Source organism: Lactobacillus sp. XV31L, assembly GCF_059900865.1.
In genome coordinates this window covers 124,565-141,894 of record NZ_JBWXGC010000002.1, presented here as the reverse complement: position 1 = coordinate 141,894, position 17,330 = coordinate 124,565, and the positions used below count along the sequence as shown (strand labels likewise).

The following is a 17,330-nucleotide window of genomic DNA, read 5'->3' as shown; positions in this document are numbered from 1 at the left end:
GACTAATCCAAATACTAGTGGTCTGAAACGTACAGTGTCTAACATAAGTTGGAATGGATTAACTGCAAGCTATGACAACATTTCAAAGACCATAGAAATTCCAGGTGGTACAGATACACATCCCCAAGAGTTGACTGATCCAAAGCAATTTTGGGGTAATATAGACTGGATTGGAAAAGATGATATTGAACAAATAAAATTCAATGGGAAATTCAAATTTATTGGTTCGGTTCATGCATTATTTAGAGGATTAGAAAACCTAACTAATATTGAAGGTTTGGATAACATTGATACTTCAGAAGTAACTGATATGTCAAATATGTTTGACTCTTGTTACAGTCTTACTAACCTGGATTTGAATCATTGGAATACTAGTAAAGTAAAAAATATGTCAGGCATGTTTTGGGTTTGCGGCGATTTAACTAGCATTAAATTAGATACTTGGGATACGTCCAATGTTACAGATATGTCAAATATGTTCAATGACTGCTACAATCTGCCAACCGTAAATGTAAGTAACTTTAATACGTCTAAAGTTACAGATATGAACGGAATGTTCAGTTTTTGCAATAATATTAACGGTTTGGATGTCAGCCATTGGGATACGTCCCAAGTGACTAATATGAGTAATATGTTTAATATTTTATCTATTAGCAATGGTACGGTTCATCGGACAAAGTTAACAAGCTTGGATGTTTCCCAGTGGAATACGTCTAAAGTTACAGATATGACCGAAATGTTTTCTGGCTGCACAGAGCTCACTACTTTGGACGTTAGTCACTTTGATACTAGCCAAGTCACAAATATGCATGGCATGTTTTCATATTGTGCAGGTCTAACGAGCGTAGACCTATCTGGCTTCGATACGTCTAAAGTTACCAATATGGGAGGCATGTTTGATGGTTGCAAGAACTTAGAAAAGCTGGACCTAAGCATCTTTAGCATGAAGAACACACCTTTTTTTGATCAGCCGGCTATGGGTGATGCTGATCAAGCTATGTTTGCGATGCTCTCTGGTCTGCCCAAACTGGAAATTCTAGTATTGGGTAAAGACAGCGATGTCAAAAATGCAGCTCTTGAATATTGGGATGAGTTAGAAGGAATTAGCAGTGGGCAACCCCCATACAGTCAATGGATCAACTTGGCTGGTGGCACGATGGTTGATGCTAAAGGAAAGAACCTTTGGCCTCCAGAAGAGTTTATGACTAAGTATAAGGCTGAAATAGATGCCGATACTTATATTCGTAGCGGGAATGTAACGGCCCACTACCAAGATGAAGATGGCAATGAACTAGTTGCTGACCGCGACATTCGCGGCTTAATTGGTGAAAAGATCAACCCATTAAACTATCAAGAGGTGATCCCGGGTTATACTCTGGTTACATTTTGGGGTGATGCTTATAGTGATTTTGATTAACTAGCTCCCAAGACAATTAATTATGTTTATCGTAAGGATTCGCCGGACAGCTTAAGTACTGTTAGAGTGAATTATGAGGATGATATGAGAACGCCGGTTTGGATTCCTACTATAACTTATCAGGTAAAGTTGGCGATCCCTATCATACGGAACCAATACAGTTTGATGATTATACCCTCAAAGAAGTAAGGGGTAATCCAGATGGTTAATTCACTGCTGCCCTACAAGAGGTTACGTATGTTTACACGCTAAACCCATTTACACCACCAGCGCCAGATGATCCAAAGCCGCCGGTGCCACCGGTCACGCCACCAGTACAGCCAGCGCCAGATAATCCAACACCGCCAGTGCCACCGGTACCAGATAACCCAACACAACCGGTCAATCCGGTCATCCCACCTGTTAGTCCGGCACCAATTAATCCAATACCTGCTAATCCAGTTAGACCAACAGTGCAGAAGCCATCTAGGCCCAAGCCGCCTAAAACAACTAATAATTCGGGTAAAAAAAGGACGCGGCAGTTGGGCAAGAAGAGTAATGATCCAGCTCCGATCGAGTCAGCAAGACAAAAGGACAGGTTGCCGCAAACCGGCACCAGCAAACATGATAGTTTTGCGCTACTGGCTTTAGGCGAATTATTAGTACTGGGTACAGTTGGCGCTGCCTGGTTGAAGCACCATAAGGACTAATCGAGCATAAAAAGCACATTTTTACGCATGGTGTATTGACTCTTGGACATAAAGTGCGTATAATTATTTTAGTTGAGAACAAGAAGGAGCTTCCCGCTCCTCGCCTAAGTTAAGTTGACCTCTGGGCTGATCAATATTTTCTGTTGATTAAGGGCGGGTAACTTATACCCGCTCTTTTCTTGTCCTCGAATCACTATGGAGGTGAAGAATTATACCAAAGAATATGATATTAAACGACCAAATACGCGCACGCGAAGTTCGTTTAATTAATGAAGAAGGCCAACAAGTTGGGGTTGTAACCAAGACTGAAGCTCTACGTCAGGCCAGCAGTGCAGACTTAGATTTAGTTCTGATTTCGCCTAATGCTAAGCCGCCAGTTGCCCGCATTATGGACTACGGCAAATTTCGCTTTGAACAACAAAAGAAGGTCAAAGAATCCCGGAAGAAATCCAAGATGGTTAACGTCAAGGAAATCCGCCTAAGTCCCACCATTGAGGGTAACGATTTCAATACGAAGTTGAAGCACGCCCAAAAGTTTCTGACTAAAGAGGGTGCCAAGGTTCGTGTATCGATTAGATTCAGGGGTCGAGCTATTACTCACAAGGAATTAGGGCGTGAAGTTCTGGAAAAGATGGCTGAAGCCACAGCGGATATTGCTACTGTAATTAGCAGTCCTAAGATGGAAGGCCGTTCAATGTTCTTAATGCTCGCTCCGAAGAGTGATAAAAATAAATAGTTATTTGGAGGAATTAGAAAATGCCTAAAATGAAAACTCACCGCGCTTCTGCTAAGCGTTTTAAAAGAACAGCTTCTGGTGCTTTAAAGCGTCACCATGCTTTTACTGGTCACCGTTTCCATGGCAAAACCAAGAAACAACGTCGTCATTTGAGAAAGGCTGCATTAGTTTCACGCAGCGACTTGAAGCGCATTAAACAGATGCTCTCGCAAATGCGTTAATCATGAAGTAAAGACGATATTTAGGAGGAATTTTAAATGCCAAGAGTTAAAGGTGGAACAGTAACACGTAAACGTCGTAAGAAGGTTATGAAGCTTGCCAAGGGTTACCGTGGCGCAAAGCACTTGCAATTTAAAGCTGCAAGTACCCAATTATTTGTATCTTACCGGTACGCTTTCCGGGACCGGAGAAGACGCAAGAGTGACTTCAGAAAGTTATGGATTGCCAGAATCAATGCTGCAGCAAGACAAAATGACATCTCTTACTCGAAGTTAATGCACGGTTTAAAGCTTGCCGGTGTTGACATGAACCGGAAGATGTTGGCTGACATCGCTTATAACGATTCAGAGACTTTTGCACAATTAGCCGCAACTGCTAAAAAAGCTTTAAATTAATTTTAAAATGGCGCTGAAGGCGCCGTTTTTTTATGGCTAAATTTAGCACTGACGCTCCTAATTTGATATATTAGACTAGGGCAATAATAATGAAGGGGAAGTTGAATGTTATTCAGGCCACGTTATACAATTGATACAATTTACCACTTAGATACTGATACGCTTCACCAGCTGGATATTCGGGCCGTATTTGCTGACTTGGACAATACGCTTTTGGCATGGAACCAGTTTGAAACGGCTAAGGAGATGGACAACCTCAACCAGCGCTTGGCTAAAGCTGGAATCAGGCTTGTGGTTGTTTCGAATAATAACGCCGAGCGAATCGGCAAGGTCTTGAAACCCTACCATATTGACTTTGTTGCCAAAGCGAGAAAACCCTTGCCGTTTGCAATTACGCGCAAGCGGCGCGAACTTGACCTGGCTAAGAAGCAAGTGATGATGGTGGGAGACCAGTTAATTACAGACATGCAGGCTGGCAACCTGGCTGGTGTACAATCAGTCCTGGTCAAGCCGCTGGTTGAAACCGACAAATGGAATACCCGCATCAACCGCTTTTTTGAAAAAATTATTTTTGCTATTCTGGCACTTTCACACCCAGTAACTTTTAAGGAGACGTTGAAAAATGGACGATGAAATTATTTGTATTGGTTGCGGTGCTGCCTTGCAATCAGAAGATCCAGCCGAAGCTGGTTACTTGCCGGCTTCCCGGTTAAAGCAGGCCACTCAGAGTGAAGACAGTGATATTGACGTATACTGCCAACGCTGCTTTCGCTTGCGTCACTACAATGAAATTATGCCAGTGGAAGCTAGCAATGATGACTTTTTAGCCTTGCTTAACTCGCTGGCAACCAAGAAGGCATTGATTGTCAATGTAGTTGACTTGTTTGACTTTACAAACTCATTATTGTCATCACTCAAGCGCTTTATTGGCAATAATGACTTCATTTTGGTGGGCAACAAGTTTGACCTTTTTCCGCAAAATTCACGCCAAAGCAAGATCAAGGACTGGATGCGTCAAGAGGCCAATCGTGTGGGTCTCTTCCCTAAGAGAATTTTTCTGGTGAGTGCCAAGAACAAGCGGAATCTGGATAATTTGATTGCCTACTTGGATAGTTCGTCTAAGGATCAAGATGTTTACTTTGTGGGGATGACGAACGTGGGCAAGTCAACCTTGCTCAATGCGATTATCGATCAGATGGGTGATGTTAAAAATCTAATCACAACTTCCCGGTTTCCAGGAACAACGCTTGACAAAATTGAAATACCATTAGAAAATGGCCACCTGCTGGTAGACACGCCGGGCATTTTGACGGACAACCAGTTGGCCACCAGGTTGAATGCACAGGAACTAGCAGTGATTTCACCGCAAAAGCCGCTTAAACCGGCCACCTACCAGCTTAAGCCAGGCAACACTCTGTTTTTGGCTGGGCTTGGCCGCCTGGACTACCTACAGGGTGACCCAGCCAGCTTTACGGTTTATGCTGCCCGTGAACTATATATTCACCGGACCAAAACGGAAAAGGCGGATGAATTTTATAACAAGCACGTGGGTGAATTACTGTCTCCGCCAGATAAAACAGACAGCCTGCCACAGCTGCAAGGGCAGGAAATGCGTACATCGGCTAAAAGTGATCTGTTATTTGGCGGCATTGGCTTTATTACCGTACCGGAAAATTGCTTAGTTAAAGCTTATACTCCTGGTAAAATTGGTTTAGGTATTAGACGAGCTTTAATTTAGGGGGGATTTGATGATTGCACTAGCAAAAGATTTTGCCCCAACTCATTCTGTTGAGGTTAAAGAAGAACATGCAAAAGATCAAAGCAAGGGTAAACAAGTTGGCATCTTAGGTGGAACTTTCAATCCGATCCATCTCGGCCACCTAATTGTAGCTGAACAGGTGCTGACCAAGTTGCACCTGGACGAGATTTGGTTTATCCCAACCAATATTCCGCCGCTAAAGGATGCCCCAACAGTTTCGGCCCAAGACCGAGCCAACATGCTAGAACTAGCAACCCAAGACAATCCGCGCTTCCAGGTTAAGCTTTTTGAGCTATACCGCGGGGGCGTTTCCTATACTATTGACACGCTTCAGTATCTGCGAGAAGCACAACCGCAGAACCACTACTACCTAATTATGGGCAGCGACCAGGTTAATTCTTTAGACAGGTGGAAAGAGCCAACCAAGTTAGCCCGTTTGGCTACCTTAGTCGGCGTTCAGCGTGCTGGCTATCCGCAAAAGGCGCAATTGCCCATGATTTGGGTAGATGTTCCCGCCATTGATGTGAGTTCGACTGCTATCCGTCAAACGCTGGCTATTGGGGGTTCAATCAGGTACTTGGTGCCAGATACCGTTCGCAATTATATCCATAAAAAGGGGCTGTATCATGACTGATTTATCTTTTAAGAACACTTACTCACCATTGAGCAGCAGTGAGCTAATAGCCCGAGAAAAAAGCAATATGGATGAAGACCGCTTCAACCATTGCGTGCGTGTCAGCCAGACTGCGCGCAAGTTGGCCAAGCTGAACAATTATGATGAAGACAAGGCTGCCTTGGCCGGCTTTGTTCACGATTATGCCAAACAAGTTCCGGTTGCAGAATACCGCCAGGTAATCAAGAATGAAGGCTTTGATCCAGACCTCTTGAGCTGGGGACGCAGAATTTGGCACGGACCAGTTGGCACCTACTTTATTCAACGTGATTTAAAAATCACTGATAAAGAAATTTTAACAGCTGTAAGTCGTCACACCACTGGTGATATAACAATGACCACGCTTGACAAGATTGTTTTCATGGCCGACTATATTGAACCTGGGCGCGCTTTTTCTGGAGTTGAAGAAGCCCGTCAGATAACTTGCGCCAACTTAGACGAGGGCGTAGGATACCAATTAGCGCATACCTTGGACTTTTTAATTAAGAAGCGTGACAAGATCTACCCCCGCACTTTAGATTCATATAACGTATGGAGTGTTAAGACAAATAAGGAGAAAAATGACTAATAAAGAAGTACTGGCCTTCACATTAAAGGCAATTAGTGACCGCCATGGCGAGGATACTGCAGCTTATGACATGCAGGGATACAGCATTTTAGCGGATTATTATGTTGTAACCAGTGCCGGCTCAAACCGGCAGCTGCATGCAATTGCGAATGCCATCATTGATGAAGCACATAAGGTTGACTTTTATGACTACCGCGTTGAAGGCACAAGCGAATCCAACTGGCTGCTGCTCGACTTGGGCGATGTTGTGGTCAATGTATTTACAGAAGAAGCCCGAGATTTTTATAAGGTTGAAAAACTATGGACTGACGGTAAGAAGTTAGCAATAGAGGAAGATTAGCTGATAATGAGTGTAGTCGGAATTATTGCCGAATATAATCCTTTTCATAGCGGACATGAATTTTTAATGAATAAGGCGCGCTATATTGCGGGTAGCAAAGATCCCATTGTGGTCGTGATGTCGGGCAACTATGTCCAGCGCGGTGAAATGGCAATTATGGACAAGTGGTCCCGTGCCCATGCCGCACTTGCTAGCGGGGCAGACTTGGTGTTTGAACTGCCTTTTTCTACTTCCGTTGAACCGGCCGACCTTTTTGCTCTGGGTAGTATTGACCAACTGGCCAAGCTGGGTGTTACTGACTTGATCTTTGGCGTTGAGGATGCAACCCAAAACTTTGCCTATCTGGGCAGCAAGATTGCTGAAATTCCGCAGAGTCATATGGACTTCAACGATTACAGCCAAACCTACTCCACCCAGTACAACCAGATGGTGGCCCGCGAGGTTGGTCATGAAGTTAATGAGCCCAACTCGATCTTGGCCCTTGCCTATGCTGTGGCTAACCACAACTTGGGCAACCCATTGGATCTCCACCCAATCAATCGAATTGGTGCCGGTCATGATGATATTTTGCAAAATAATGGAGTGGTTCAAAGTGCAAGTGCAATCCGCAATATTATCTTGCATACTAAATTAAATGATGAATTAGAACAGTGGATGCCAAAAGAAGAGGTGCGCATGCTCTACCAGCAAAAGGCTTACCCCAATTGGAATGTTCTCTTTCCCTTTTTGAAGTATCGGATTGAATCTTCGTCTTTGGCAGAATTGCAGCAAATTTACCAAATGAGCGAAGGTCTAGAATATAAGATGAAGCAAGAGATCCACTTGGCCCAAAACTTCACGGAATTCTTGCGCCGCGTAAAGTCAAAGCGTTATACTTATTCACGCTTGCGCAGGCTCAGTCTGTACACGTTATTGAATGTAACGCAAGACGATATGCTGGGCAGCTTTGACCATGAGGCACTTTTCTTGTTGGGTTATAGCAAGTTGGGCCGCAAGTACTTGAAGCAGATTAGGAAGAATACGGCGGCCACTATTATTTCCAAAGTTGATCAAAAGAACACTAGAACCGGCTCAATGCACTTGCAGCTGCGCGTTGACCGCTTGGTTGAGCAAGTATTGCAAGTTGATCAAAACTTTGGTCGGCGTCCTTTGGAGGTTTAAGATGTTAACGATTAACTTTTCCCAAGTAAAAAACAGTGCAGCTCCCCAGATAGAACTCGATTGCAAAGTAGAAACGCGACCAGAATTTTTACAGCGCAGTCAGAAATTGATCTATGAAGTCAAGGACATCAGGCTCAAGGGGGTTGTTTTCTACAATGAACCATTTGTTAGTGGTAACTTTGATGTTCAAGCCGACCTAGTTGTACCCTCAAGTCGTAGTCTAGCTCCAGTAGCACTCAAGGAGGACTTTCACTTTAGCGAAAACTATACTGAAGGTGATCTGCCTGCCAAAAAGGTTGATGAAAGTGCTGTTCCCCTGGTGAAAGTGGCTGGTGATATAATCGACTTGCAAACAGCAGTTGAGGACAATATCTTGTTGCATATTCCAACGACAGTTTTAACAGCCGAAGAGCAGGAGCAGGGCATCTACCCGCAAGGCAAGGGATGGTCCGTCATTTCTGAACATGAATTTGCTGAGGAAAAGAAGAATCAGGTAAACCCTGCCTTTGCCAAGCTTAAAGAACTGTTGGACGCACAAGGCGGCGACGAGGGCTCTTCGCATAAGTAAGACCCACCAGTATTATGACAAAACCGATTTTTAATCTTGTATTAAGGGCATTTGTAAAGTATGCTTTACTTGTTAATATGATTTTAAAGTTAATTTATTATTTTTGATTATGAGAAGGACAAAAAATGGCAAAAATTTTAATTGTTGAAGACGAAAAGAACTTGGCGCGCTTTGTTGAATTAGAATTAAAACATGAAAAATACGACACTACTGTTGAAAGCAATGGACGCAAGGCACTTGACTTGGCCTTAAATGAAGACTTCGATGCAATTCTGCTTGACCTCATGCTTCCTGACTTGAACGGACTAGAGATTGCCCGGCGTGTTCGTCAAGTTAAGAGTACTCCCATCATTATGATGACAGCTAGAGATTCTGTTATTGACCGAGTTTCTGGATTGGACCACGGTGCTGATGACTACATCGTCAAGCCCTTTGCAATTGAGGAGCTACTGGCCCGTTTGCGAGCTGTTTTGCGGCGCGTGAAGATTGAAAAGGATGCTTCTGATGATACCATCGAAAAGAAAGTGGTTAAGTTCAAGGACTTGACCATTGAAACGGCCAACCGGATTGTTCGCCGGGGTGATGGCAAGGCAGTGGATCTAACTAAGCGTGAATACAACTTGCTGATGACCTTGATTAAGAACAAGAACAACGTCGTAAGTCGTGACCAGCTGCTATCCAAGATTTGGGGTCCCAGTTCAAACATTGAAACTAATGTAGTTGAGGTTTACGTGCGCTACCTACGCAACAAGATCGACATTCCAGGTCAACAATCACATATCAAGACCGTCCGCGGCACTGGATATATGGTAAGAGATGAAGACGATGAGAAAAAGTAAAAATAAAAATCAAAAAGAGACCAAACACACGTCATTAATTGTACGTTGGGTAAGTGTCGTCGCATTGACGATTATGGTCTCTTTTATTGTCTTTTCAGTTATTATTTATTCATTTGTGGGCCAGCAGTCGATGATCCAGCAGAAGGAAACATCAATTCAGATGGTGCACAAGCTCAACGACAACTTGAACGTGATTCCCACAGAATTACAAATTGCCAACGTGGTTCCAGCACTCACGCCATCAGCGCGGCGAATAATGCAGGGGGACTCACCGATTGACAATGATGCTCGTAACAGCAGCGCCTTTAGCGATGACCTGCTTTCATCATTGACCAATCCCGATCTAACGGTAGTTGTCTATAATTTGGATCATGAAGACGTTTTTGATAATGGCGGGGAGATTCCTAAATTCAAAGCAATCAAGGGCGACTATTTGATGGAGCGAGTTCGTCAAAAACGCCGCCAAGAATTGCTAACCTACCAGAAGGTTAGGTCGCTAAAAACTGGTAAAGTGACCGGCTACATCGTTGTTGCCAATAAAATGTCTTATTACAATGGCTTGATGAAAAATCTTCTTAAGTGGATGGTCTGGATCTCCTTGCTCGCAATCGTGATCTTTATTGTGATTTCCTATGTGATTGTGCGTGGTATTGTGAAGCCGCTTAAAGAGATGTCCCAAGTGGCCTTGGAAGTTAACCATGACCCTAACAGTACGGCCAGAATTCGCGACTTGCACCGTCATGACGAACTTCAGGAGTTGGCTGTTTCTTTCAACCAAATGTTGGACCGCATGCAGGGCTACATTGACCAGCAAAAAGAATTTGTGGGTGACGTTTCTCATGAATTGCGCACGCCGGTGGCGGTAATTGAGGGCCACCTGAATTTGTTAGAACGTTGGGGCAAGGAAGATCCCGAAATTTTGGAAGAATCGATTACAGCCTCTTTGCAAGAAGCCAAGCGGATGCAGCACCTTATTCAAGAGATGCTCGACTTGACCCGGGCAGAACAAATCAGTGTGCAATATCCTAATGCCGTCACCAAGGTTGCCGATGTTCTTAAACGTGTTGCGGGCGATATGGCAATGGTGCACCAAGACTTTTCAATCCAGCTTGATTTGGATGACCTGCCACTAGATACGCAAATCCAGATCTACCAGGAACACTTAGAGCAACTATTGGTGATACTAGTTGATAACGGTATCAAGTATTCAACTGATCGCAAGCAAATAAATATTTCTGCTGGGTTAGCTAGTGATGAAGTCCAGATAATTGTTCAAGACTTCGGCGAGGGTATTTCTGCCAAAGAACAAGACAAGATCTTCAACCGCTTCTACCGGGTAGATAAGGCCAGAACTCGCGAAAAGGGCGGCAATGGCCTTGGCCTGTCAATTGCTCAAAAGCTGGTAACAAGCTATCACGGAAAGATTAGCGTAGACTCTGTCGAAGGTCAGGGCAGTCAATTTATCATTGTCTTTCCTAGATTGACTAAGAACCAGGCTGAGCGTTTGCAAAGCCGAAGCCAAAATGGCCTAACAGCAAAATAAAAAAAGCACTAGCTGAAAATGCTAGTGCTTTTTATTTTGTTGTTATTCTTTATGGGCGTTTATGTTGTTTGCCCTTGTTGCGGTTGCGCAGATTCTCATGAATCTCTTTTTCCTGCTTAATGGCTTGAGGCGCAACACCTGAATTTTGAAGCAGTTCATCAACCTTGTCCTTGGTGACGACTTCCTTAATTGGTTCGCGCTTGAGTTCCTCGTCTACTTCTTTTTTGACCTTAGGCATAATGATGAAGGTGACAATCACTTGCTGAAGGACCATGAAGACGTTGCCGGCTGCCCAGTAGAGGGCAACAGAGCCAGATACGGACATTGAGATGAATAAAGTCATCAGCGGATTCATCAACATCATTGACTGCATCTGTTTCTTTTGCTCTTGCGGGATGCCAATTAAGGAAATGTAGCCCTGGATAAAGGCAAAGACCGTGGCCACAACCGTGACCGCGATGGAACGCTCACTTAAGGAAATCCCGAAGAAGGTTGAATTGGCTAAGAACTTGGAATACATAACGGCCTGATAGATCCCAATCATGATTGGGAACTGAATAATGAGGGGCAGGCAACCCATTCCACCTGTCAATGACAAGTTGTTCTGAGAATATAGTTGGCGCTGCCAGCCCGCCAGCGTCATCTGTTGGTCCTGAGTCAGGTCTTTGCGTTTCATCGCATCCTGGATCAACTTCATTTGTGGCTGCACCCGGGCCATTTTTTCTTGTTGGGTGGTCGACTTGCGTTGCTGGGTAAGCATTAAAGGCAAGAGGATCATCCTTACTACAAAGGTCATGAGGATGATAGCCCAGCCAGCGCCATTGCCTCCACCAATCTTGTTAGATAGTTGCAACATAATGTTTTGCAGTGGTTTGCCAATCCAAGTAAAGATCCACCCGTAAAAGCCACCATTAGGTGGCGTGGTGGCTGAATTACCGGTTTGCGCACAGCCTGTCAGCGTTAACATGACTGCCAAGGCAAGGACAGCCAATCCAATATATTGACGATACTTTTTCATTGATTTCTCCATTTTGCTACTTGTTGCGATACTTAATATAATACATGAAAACCGTGCATTTTGGCTACATTTACCAATTTTTCTTTTTTAATACCTGTTATCCGAGCAAATTGTGAAATATTTTGTGGTAGCTGCTGGCAAAACTGGTTGACACGGTCTAGGCTTGACTGTAAAGTGATTGTTACGGTTTGATCAATGTTGTTGCGGACATTGCCTGAAATGTCCATTTGCTGGGCCAAGTTTAAGACGCTCCAGCGAAAGCCCACGCCTTGGACTACGCCAGAAACAGTCAATTGCCAGGTTTCGACCGCTGGGCCTGATGGCTGGTGGTCACGTTTATTAAAAATCCCCATATTTAGTCCTTTCTGCCATACTATTTTGATTTTACCATTCTCTGCCATAGATATTACACTATAATGAAGTTTGAAAGAAGATGTTTGATTAATGGAACAAATTAGCTCAGTCAATAATAAACTGGTTAAAGATTTAGCAAAGTTAAAGCAAAAAAAATACCGCGAGGATACTGGAATGTACCTCATTGAAGGTTTCCACTTGATTGAGGAGGCGCTCAAGGCAGGCTGCAACTATGTTTACCTCTTGGGAAGCGCAGATGCACTGTCTCAAGCTGAAGCTGATTACCAGGTGGATTTAACCAGCAAAAAGGTAATTATGATCAATGTAGCTATTGCTCGTCACCTGTCTAGCACGAAGAATTCTCAAAATATTTTTGCGGTACTAAAGATCGGCCAACCTAAAAACTATCCCTTTAATTATGGCAAGTGGGTCTTGCTCGCCGACCTAGCAGATCCAGGCAACGTGGGCACGATTATTAGAACTGCTGATGCAGCCGGCTTTGACGGTGTTGTTCTGTCACCCCAAAGTGTTGATCTATATAATCCTAAGACGCAGCGGGCAATGCAGGGCAGTCAATTTCACATTAACCTAATCGTCCAAGACATAGAAGAAGTAATTGGAGCTTTGAAGAGCAATGGTATTCCTGTTTTTGCCAGCATGTTGGACAAGACTGCCAAGCAGCTCCAAGACTTCGATCCAGTAGCGCAGCTAGGCATCTTAATTGGCAATGAAGCGCACGGGGTAGAGCCACTACTAGCGCAAAATTGTGCGGAAAAGCTTTATATTCCCATCAAGGGTAAGGCTGAGTCACTTAATGCAGCCGTGGCAGCTGGCATCATCATTTACCATTTTGCTTAAGGCCTTGTACTTGTTTTTAGTAAGTAATTTTCTTATAATAACGCTAAGATTACTTTGCTGTGGGAGGACAGGTATTATGATCCAAAACTTAAAAGAAGAAGGCAAGAGCGATTGTGGCGCAGTTGATTATGAATCATGCGCCCATTTTATCAATGCATTCAAAATAATTGGCAAAAAGTGGAATGGCCTAATAATCAGCTCCTTGTGTGCTGGCGACTACATGCGCTTCAAGGACCTGGCACGGTGCGTCTTAGCCTGCTCAGACCGCGTACTTGTTGAACGGCTTAAAGAGCTAGAGCAAGAAGACATTGTTGAGCGTTCAGTTGATCATAAGACCAAAATTATTTCTTATGGTCTAACGCAGAAGGGCGCTGAATTAAAGCCAGTCTTTGACCAGATTCATGACTGGGCGGATAAGTGGGTTTAGGGCAAATTATCCCTTGCAAGTTTAATCAAAAAGAATTATCCTATTAGGTAATTACGATAAAGTAAGACTAGTAGCAGTGACCGCTTAACAGAGAGACTTTTTTATTGAGCTGGGAGAAAAGTCTAAGTGGGGCTGTGAATTTCACCTTACTAGTAGGATCTAATCAATTCCGGTATTCCCCGTTATCGAAAACTTGAGTGTGGGCTCGAAAGAGTCCAAACTAGGGTGGTACCGCGAAACTTCGTCCCTGTTAGGGACGGAGCTTTTTTGTTTGAAAGGAAAAAAGCATGGATTTATTTGATCGGCTAAAAGAGCTGCATGATAAAGGCCTAGAAGAAATTGAACAGGCGAAAAATGAAGAGAAGCTGAATGATGTGCGGGTTCAGTTAGTGGGCCGCAAAGGCAAACTGACTGAAATTTTGCATTCGATGAAGGATGTGGATCCAAGCAAACGGCGCGAGATTGGCCAACGGGCAAATGAGTTGCGAGACAAGTTTAATGCCAGACTAGACGAGGCTAAGAATGAAATTGTTGAGGCCGTGATCAAAGAGCAGCTTGAAAAAGAAAAAATTGACGTAACCTTGCCAGGTCGAGAGCCCCACCTTGGCGCCAAGCATCCGATCAATATTATTCTTGATGACTTGGAAAAGTACTTTATTGGAATGGGCTACTCTGTTGTCCAAGGGCCTGAAATTGAGACAGATCATTATGTCTTCGAAATGATGAACCTGCCTAAAGACCACCCTGCCCGTGACATGCAGGAAACATTTTACATTGATCCAGAGCACTTGCTACGCTCGCAAACTTCAGGCGACCAAGCCCGTGTATTGGAAAAGTTTGACTTCTCTAAGGGCCCACTAAAAATGGTTGGTCCTGGCAAGGTCTACCGCCGCGATGATGATGATGCAACACACTCCCACCAGTTCATGCAGATGGAGGGGTTGGTTATTGACAAGAACATTACGATGGGCGACTTAAAAGGCACCTTAGAAATGATGACCAGACATGTCTTTGGTGAGGATCGCAAGACCCGTTTGCGGCCGAGCTACTTCCCATTTACTGAACCATCTGTGGAAATGGACGTTTCTTGCTTTAACTGTGATGGCAAGGGCTGTCCAATCTGCAAGTATACTGGTTGGATCGAGGTCTTGGGTGCAGGCATGGTCCACCCTAACGTCTTAGAAAATGCTGGGGTTGATTCTGATGTTTATGGTGGCTTTGCCTTCGGTGTTGGTTTAGACCGGTTTGCAATTCTCAAGTACGGGATTGACGACATCCGTGACTTCTATACTAATGATGTCCGTTTCTTAGAACAGTTCAGCAGGGAGGAAAGATAATGTTAGTTTCATATCAGTGGCTGCAGGATTTTCTTAAGTTAGATCAAGATCCGCAGGAATTGGGCGAAAAAATCACCCGTACCGGTGTTGAGGTGGCTGAAGTAAAACACCCGCAAGAAGGCTTGAAAAAGCTTGTAGTGGGTCATATTAATGATTGCCAGCCAATTGAAGGTACTCACTTGAATATTACCCATGTCAATGTTGGTGAAGATGAGGACTACCAAATCGTTTGTGGTGCTCCGAACGTGGCTGCATGTCAAGATGTGGTTGTGGCCTTGCCTGGTGCCCGGATTGCTGGCAATGTCAAGATTAAGAAGGGTAAGTTGCGCGGCGTTGAGTCAAATGGGATGATCTGTGGTTTGCAAGAAATCGGTTTTGCTGATAACTTGGTGCCAGAAAAATACAGTGCAGGCATTTATGTTTTTCCAACAGATGCTGGCCTTAAGCCTGGGCAAGAGGTCTTTGAACCGCTAGGCATGGATGATTACATCTTTGACTTTGATATCACCCCTAATCGGGCAGACACGCTCTCCATGGAGGGTTCTGCATATGAAGTAGGAGCAATCACAGATGAGCCGGTTAAGGTAGAAAAAGTTACCCTCAAGGCTGATGGATTAGACTGGACTTCAGATTTTAAGGCCCAAGTTGACCCACGACTAGCGCCCAAGTTTTACCTGCGCAAGGTTGCTGGCGTTAAGATAGCTGACAGTCCTTTGTGGATGCAAAAAAGGCTATGGAACGCCGGCATTAGACCGATTAACAATGTTGTGGACGTAACTAACTACGTGATGCTATTAACTGGTCAACCCATGCATGCTTATGATGCCCGTGCCTTTGCAAGTAGACAATTGGAAGTCCGCCAGGCCAAGGCCAATGAAAAACTAACCCTACTTAATAACAAGGAAGTCGACCTAGATCCTAATGACATTGTCATTACTAATGGTGATCAAGTAGTAATGATGGCCGGCGTAATGGGCGGGCTCAACTCTGAAATAAAAGACGATACAACAGATGTTTTGCTTGAAGCAGCTGTTTTTGACCCGACCCTAATACGGAAGTCGGCCTTGCGTCATGCTAACCGCACAGAGGCATCGAGCCGCTATGAAAAGGGCGTTAACTGGGATGCAACCGAGCGAGCACTCGACATGGCCGCACTCTTGCTGCGTAATGAAGCAGGTGGCCAAGTTGCAGAAGGCGTACTTGCAGCTAGTGCCGAAAAGCGGTCCCCAGTAATAATTAAGACAACAGTCACCCATATTAACCGGGTCCTGGGAACAAAAATTTCACCAGCAGAAATGCTGCACATATTTAATCGGTTGAACTTTGAAGTCAAGATAGAAGGCGACGAATTGACTGTTGATATTCCAGCAAGGCGGTGGGATGTTGCGGTTCCGGCTGACCTGGTTGAAGAAGTTGGACGCTTGTATGGCTACGACAATATTGAGTCCACGCAGCCGCTTTTGGCTGAAACCCACGGGGGCTATTCCCAAAAGGAAGATGCCATTAGGCGAATTAAGAGCGTGGTCCAGGGGCAAGGTCTAGTTGAAGCAATTTCATATTCTCTTACCGCACCTGAAAAGGCACTTTCTTATATGAAAAAGCCCAAAAAAGCGGTGGAAATTCAGATGCCACTCAATTCCAGTCGCTCTACCCTTAGACAGAATTTGATGACTGGCTTGGTTGATGCTGCTTCATACAACATGGCGCGCAAGCAAAACCAGCTGGCCATCTTTGAACAAGGGCGCGTTTATGATCTTGAAGGCGACATCTACAACGAACATGAGCACTTAGCTGCCCTGTATGCGGGAAATATGTACTTTGAAAATTGGCAGCATGACAACGAAAAGATTGACTTCTACTATGTCAAGGGTCAACTAACTAACTTGTTTTTGGCAATTGGCATCAGCCCAAGTGAGGTAGACTATAAGGCTGAATATGTAATGGGCATGCATCCTACAAGAACTGCGGGCATTTATGTCAAGGACCAATATATTGGCATGATTGGCATGATTAGTCCAATGGTTACGCGTGCAAACAAGTCCATGAACGGCAGCGAAATTTATGGCTATGAGTTGGACCTCGATACAGTCTGTTCATTAATTAATAATCTTAAGACAATTGCCCAGCCAGCACCAAAGTTCCCGGCTATTGAACGAGACCTGTCAATCATCGTCAGCCGGGATGTGGATAATCGGACTCTAGAGGACATCATTAAGAAAAATGCTGGCAAGTACCTGCGGGCCTTGCGCGTAATTGATGTATATCAGGGCGTGCATGTTGATGATGACAAGAAGAGCCTGGCTTACCGGTTAACCTTCCTGAATGACCAAGATACTTTGACAGAAAAAGTAGTAACCAAGGCCGTGGATACGATTACTAGACACTTAGAAGAGCAATTGCAGGCAGTTATTCGCTAAATTGGAATAATG

The 17,330-nt window shown here is 44.3% G+C and carries 22 protein-coding genes and 1 other annotated feature; of the genes, 19 read left to right on the top strand and 3 right to left on the bottom strand.

Going from position 1 to position 17,330, the window contains the following annotated elements:
* The first annotated feature begins 34 nt into the window (after nucleotides 1–34).
* On the top strand, nucleotides 35–1,417 hold the full coding sequence (locus tag AC2JF7_RS02280; protein WP_500726665.1) for a BspA family leucine-rich repeat surface protein: 1,383 nt from the start codon (nucleotides 35–37) through the stop codon (nucleotides 1,415–1,417).
* Nucleotides 1,418–1,515: 98 nt separating this feature from the next.
* Entirely contained in the window at nucleotides 1,516–1,626 is a 111-nt protein-coding gene (locus AC2JF7_RS02275) for a MucBP domain-containing protein (RefSeq protein ID WP_500726663.1), read from the top strand.
* Nucleotides 1,627–1,658: 32 nt separating this feature from the next.
* Here the strand turns inward: AC2JF7_RS02275 and AC2JF7_RS02270 are convergent, their stop codons facing one another.
* Nucleotides 1,659–1,946, bottom strand: a complete 288-nt coding sequence (locus AC2JF7_RS02270; RefSeq protein WP_500726660.1) for a hypothetical protein — start codon at nucleotides 1,944–1,946, stop codon at nucleotides 1,659–1,661.
* Here AC2JF7_RS02270 and AC2JF7_RS02265 point away from each other — a divergent pair.
* The 13 genes from AC2JF7_RS02265 (at nucleotide 1,939) to AC2JF7_RS02205 (ending at nucleotide 10,907) form a co-directional block, all read left to right on the top strand.
* Entirely contained in the window at nucleotides 1,939–2,106 is a 168-nt protein-coding gene (locus AC2JF7_RS02265; RefSeq protein ID WP_500726658.1) for an LPXTG cell wall anchor domain-containing protein, read from the top strand. The two genes, AC2JF7_RS02270 and AC2JF7_RS02265, sit on opposite strands and share 8 nt — an antisense overlap.
* Before the next feature lie 74 nt (nucleotides 2,107–2,180).
* Nucleotides 2,181–2,292, top strand: a sequence feature (ribosomal protein L20 leader region).
* Between the two features lie 37 nt (nucleotides 2,293–2,329).
* Nucleotides 2,330–2,842, top strand: coding sequence for a translation initiation factor IF-3 (infC, locus tag AC2JF7_RS02260; protein ID WP_500726656.1), 513 nt, complete (start codon nucleotides 2,330–2,332; stop codon nucleotides 2,840–2,842).
* 20 nt (nucleotides 2,843–2,862) lie between these two features.
* On the top strand, nucleotides 2,863–3,063 hold the full coding sequence (gene rpmI, locus AC2JF7_RS02255; protein ID WP_500726654.1) for a 50S ribosomal protein L35: 201 nt from the start codon (nucleotides 2,863–2,865) through the stop codon (nucleotides 3,061–3,063).
* A gap of 36 nt (nucleotides 3,064–3,099) precedes the next feature.
* Complete coding sequence (gene rplT / locus AC2JF7_RS02250; RefSeq protein ID WP_500726652.1) at nucleotides 3,100–3,456, top strand: 50S ribosomal protein L20; 357 nt, start codon at nucleotides 3,100–3,102, stop codon at nucleotides 3,454–3,456.
* A 105-nt stretch (nucleotides 3,457–3,561) separates the two neighbouring features.
* Complete coding sequence (locus AC2JF7_RS02245; protein WP_500726650.1) at nucleotides 3,562–4,089, top strand: YqeG family HAD IIIA-type phosphatase; 528 nt, start codon at nucleotides 3,562–3,564, stop codon at nucleotides 4,087–4,089.
* Complete coding sequence (yqeH, locus tag AC2JF7_RS02240) at nucleotides 4,079–5,194, top strand: ribosome biogenesis GTPase YqeH (protein ID WP_500726648.1); 1,116 nt, start codon at nucleotides 4,079–4,081, stop codon at nucleotides 5,192–5,194. Before AC2JF7_RS02245 ends, yqeH begins: the two co-directional genes overlap by 11 nt.
* Nucleotides 5,195–5,204: 10 nt before the next feature.
* Nucleotides 5,205–5,849: a nicotinate-nucleotide adenylyltransferase gene (locus AC2JF7_RS02235; protein WP_500726646.1), complete on the top strand. Its 645-nt coding sequence runs from the start codon at nucleotides 5,205–5,207 to the stop codon at nucleotides 5,847–5,849.
* Complete coding sequence (gene yqeK / locus AC2JF7_RS02230; protein WP_500726644.1) at nucleotides 5,842–6,456, top strand: bis(5'-nucleosyl)-tetraphosphatase (symmetrical) YqeK; 615 nt, start codon at nucleotides 5,842–5,844, stop codon at nucleotides 6,454–6,456. The genes AC2JF7_RS02235 and yqeK overlap by 8 nt, the downstream gene beginning before the upstream one ends.
* A complete protein-coding gene (gene rsfS, locus AC2JF7_RS02225; RefSeq protein ID WP_500726642.1) occupies nucleotides 6,449–6,796 on the top strand; it encodes a ribosome silencing factor in 348 nt (115 codons plus the stop codon). The genes yqeK and rsfS overlap by 8 nt, the downstream gene beginning before the upstream one ends.
* 6 nt (nucleotides 6,797–6,802) lie before the next feature.
* Nucleotides 6,803–7,957, top strand: a complete 1,155-nt coding sequence (locus tag AC2JF7_RS02220; RefSeq protein ID WP_500726639.1) for a nucleotidyltransferase — start codon at nucleotides 6,803–6,805, stop codon at nucleotides 7,955–7,957.
* Between the two features lies 1 nt (nucleotide 7,958).
* On the top strand, nucleotides 7,959–8,525 hold the full coding sequence (locus AC2JF7_RS02215) for a DUF177 domain-containing protein (protein ID WP_500726637.1): 567 nt from the start codon (nucleotides 7,959–7,961) through the stop codon (nucleotides 8,523–8,525).
* 125 nt (nucleotides 8,526–8,650) lie between these two features.
* Entirely contained in the window at nucleotides 8,651–9,364 is a 714-nt protein-coding gene (locus AC2JF7_RS02210; RefSeq protein WP_500726634.1) for a response regulator transcription factor, read from the top strand.
* Nucleotides 9,342–10,907, top strand: coding sequence for a HAMP domain-containing sensor histidine kinase (locus AC2JF7_RS02205; protein WP_500726632.1), 1,566 nt, complete (start codon nucleotides 9,342–9,344; stop codon nucleotides 10,905–10,907). The genes AC2JF7_RS02210 and AC2JF7_RS02205 overlap by 23 nt, the downstream gene beginning before the upstream one ends.
* A gap of 49 nt (nucleotides 10,908–10,956) precedes the next feature.
* Here the strand turns inward: AC2JF7_RS02205 and yidC are convergent, their stop codons facing one another.
* Both yidC and AC2JF7_RS02195 read right to left on the bottom strand, forming a co-directional pair.
* Entirely contained in the window at nucleotides 10,957–11,925 is a 969-nt protein-coding gene (yidC, locus tag AC2JF7_RS02200; protein WP_500726630.1) for a membrane protein insertase YidC, read from the bottom strand.
* Between the two features lie 32 nt (nucleotides 11,926–11,957).
* Entirely contained in the window at nucleotides 11,958–12,278 is a 321-nt protein-coding gene (locus AC2JF7_RS02195; protein WP_500726763.1) for an acylphosphatase, read from the bottom strand.
* 91 nt (nucleotides 12,279–12,369) lie between these two features.
* On the opposite strand from AC2JF7_RS02195, the gene AC2JF7_RS02190 reads away from it, so the two are divergent.
* The 4 genes from AC2JF7_RS02190 to pheT all read left to right on the top strand — a co-directional run bounded on the left by AC2JF7_RS02190 (nucleotide 12,370) and on the right by pheT (nucleotide 17,318).
* Nucleotides 12,370–13,137, top strand: coding sequence for a TrmH family RNA methyltransferase (locus tag AC2JF7_RS02190; protein ID WP_500726628.1), 768 nt, complete (start codon nucleotides 12,370–12,372; stop codon nucleotides 13,135–13,137).
* 76 nt (nucleotides 13,138–13,213) lie between these two features.
* Nucleotides 13,214–13,564 (top strand): winged helix-turn-helix transcriptional regulator, encoded by a 351-nt coding sequence (locus AC2JF7_RS02185; RefSeq protein WP_500726625.1) that lies wholly within the window; start codon nucleotides 13,214–13,216, stop codon nucleotides 13,562–13,564.
* Between the two features lie 287 nt (nucleotides 13,565–13,851).
* Nucleotides 13,852–14,901 carry a phenylalanine--tRNA ligase subunit alpha gene (pheS, locus tag AC2JF7_RS02180; RefSeq protein ID WP_500726623.1) on the top strand — a complete coding sequence of 350 codons (1,050 nt, stop codon included), beginning with the start codon at nucleotides 13,852–13,854 and terminating at the stop codon, nucleotides 14,899–14,901.
* Nucleotides 14,901–17,318 carry a phenylalanine--tRNA ligase subunit beta gene (gene pheT, locus AC2JF7_RS02175; RefSeq protein WP_500726621.1) on the top strand — a complete coding sequence of 806 codons (2,418 nt, stop codon included), beginning with the start codon at nucleotides 14,901–14,903 and terminating at the stop codon, nucleotides 17,316–17,318. The genes pheS and pheT overlap by 1 nt, the downstream gene beginning before the upstream one ends.
* Nucleotides 17,319–17,330: the final 12 nt, after the last annotated feature.

Bases quoted from the DNA above. Each gene is read 5' to 3' on its own strand.
- infC (WP_500726656.1), top strand. From the start codon at position 2,330: ATGATATTAAACGACCAAATACGCGCACGCGAAGTTCGTTTAATTAAT.
- rpmI (WP_500726654.1), top strand. From the start codon at position 2,863: ATGCCTAAAATGAAAACTCACCGCGCTTCTGCTAAGCGTTTTAAAAGA.
- rplT (WP_500726652.1), top strand. From the start codon at position 3,100: ATGCCAAGAGTTAAAGGTGGAACAGTAACACGTAAACGTCGTAAGAAG.
- AC2JF7_RS02245 (WP_500726650.1), top strand. From the start codon at position 3,562: ATGTTATTCAGGCCACGTTATACAATTGATACAATTTACCACTTAGAT.
- yqeH (WP_500726648.1), top strand. From the start codon at position 4,079: ATGGACGATGAAATTATTTGTATTGGTTGCGGTGCTGCCTTGCAATCA.
- AC2JF7_RS02235 (WP_500726646.1), top strand. From the start codon at position 5,205: ATGATTGCACTAGCAAAAGATTTTGCCCCAACTCATTCTGTTGAGGTT.
- yqeK (WP_500726644.1), top strand. From the start codon at position 5,842: ATGACTGATTTATCTTTTAAGAACACTTACTCACCATTGAGCAGCAGT.
- rsfS (WP_500726642.1), top strand. From the start codon at position 6,449: ATGACTAATAAAGAAGTACTGGCCTTCACATTAAAGGCAATTAGTGAC.
- AC2JF7_RS02220 (WP_500726639.1), top strand. From the start codon at position 6,803: ATGAGTGTAGTCGGAATTATTGCCGAATATAATCCTTTTCATAGCGGA.
- AC2JF7_RS02215 (WP_500726637.1), top strand. From the start codon at position 7,959: ATGTTAACGATTAACTTTTCCCAAGTAAAAAACAGTGCAGCTCCCCAG.
- AC2JF7_RS02210 (WP_500726634.1), top strand. From the start codon at position 8,651: ATGGCAAAAATTTTAATTGTTGAAGACGAAAAGAACTTGGCGCGCTTT.
- AC2JF7_RS02205 (WP_500726632.1), top strand. From the start codon at position 9,342: ATGAAGACGATGAGAAAAAGTAAAAATAAAAATCAAAAAGAGACCAAA.
- yidC (WP_500726630.1), bottom strand. From the start codon at position 11,925: ATGAAAAAGTATCGTCAATATATTGGATTGGCTGTCCTTGCCTTGGCA.
- AC2JF7_RS02195 (WP_500726763.1), bottom strand. From the start codon at position 12,278: ATGGGGATTTTTAATAAACGTGACCACCAGCCATCAGGCCCAGCGGTC.
- AC2JF7_RS02190 (WP_500726628.1), top strand. From the start codon at position 12,370: ATGGAACAAATTAGCTCAGTCAATAATAAACTGGTTAAAGATTTAGCA.
- AC2JF7_RS02185 (WP_500726625.1), top strand. From the start codon at position 13,214: ATGATCCAAAACTTAAAAGAAGAAGGCAAGAGCGATTGTGGCGCAGTT.
- pheS (WP_500726623.1), top strand. From the start codon at position 13,852: ATGGATTTATTTGATCGGCTAAAAGAGCTGCATGATAAAGGCCTAGAA.
- pheT (WP_500726621.1), top strand. From the start codon at position 14,901: ATGTTAGTTTCATATCAGTGGCTGCAGGATTTTCTTAAGTTAGATCAA.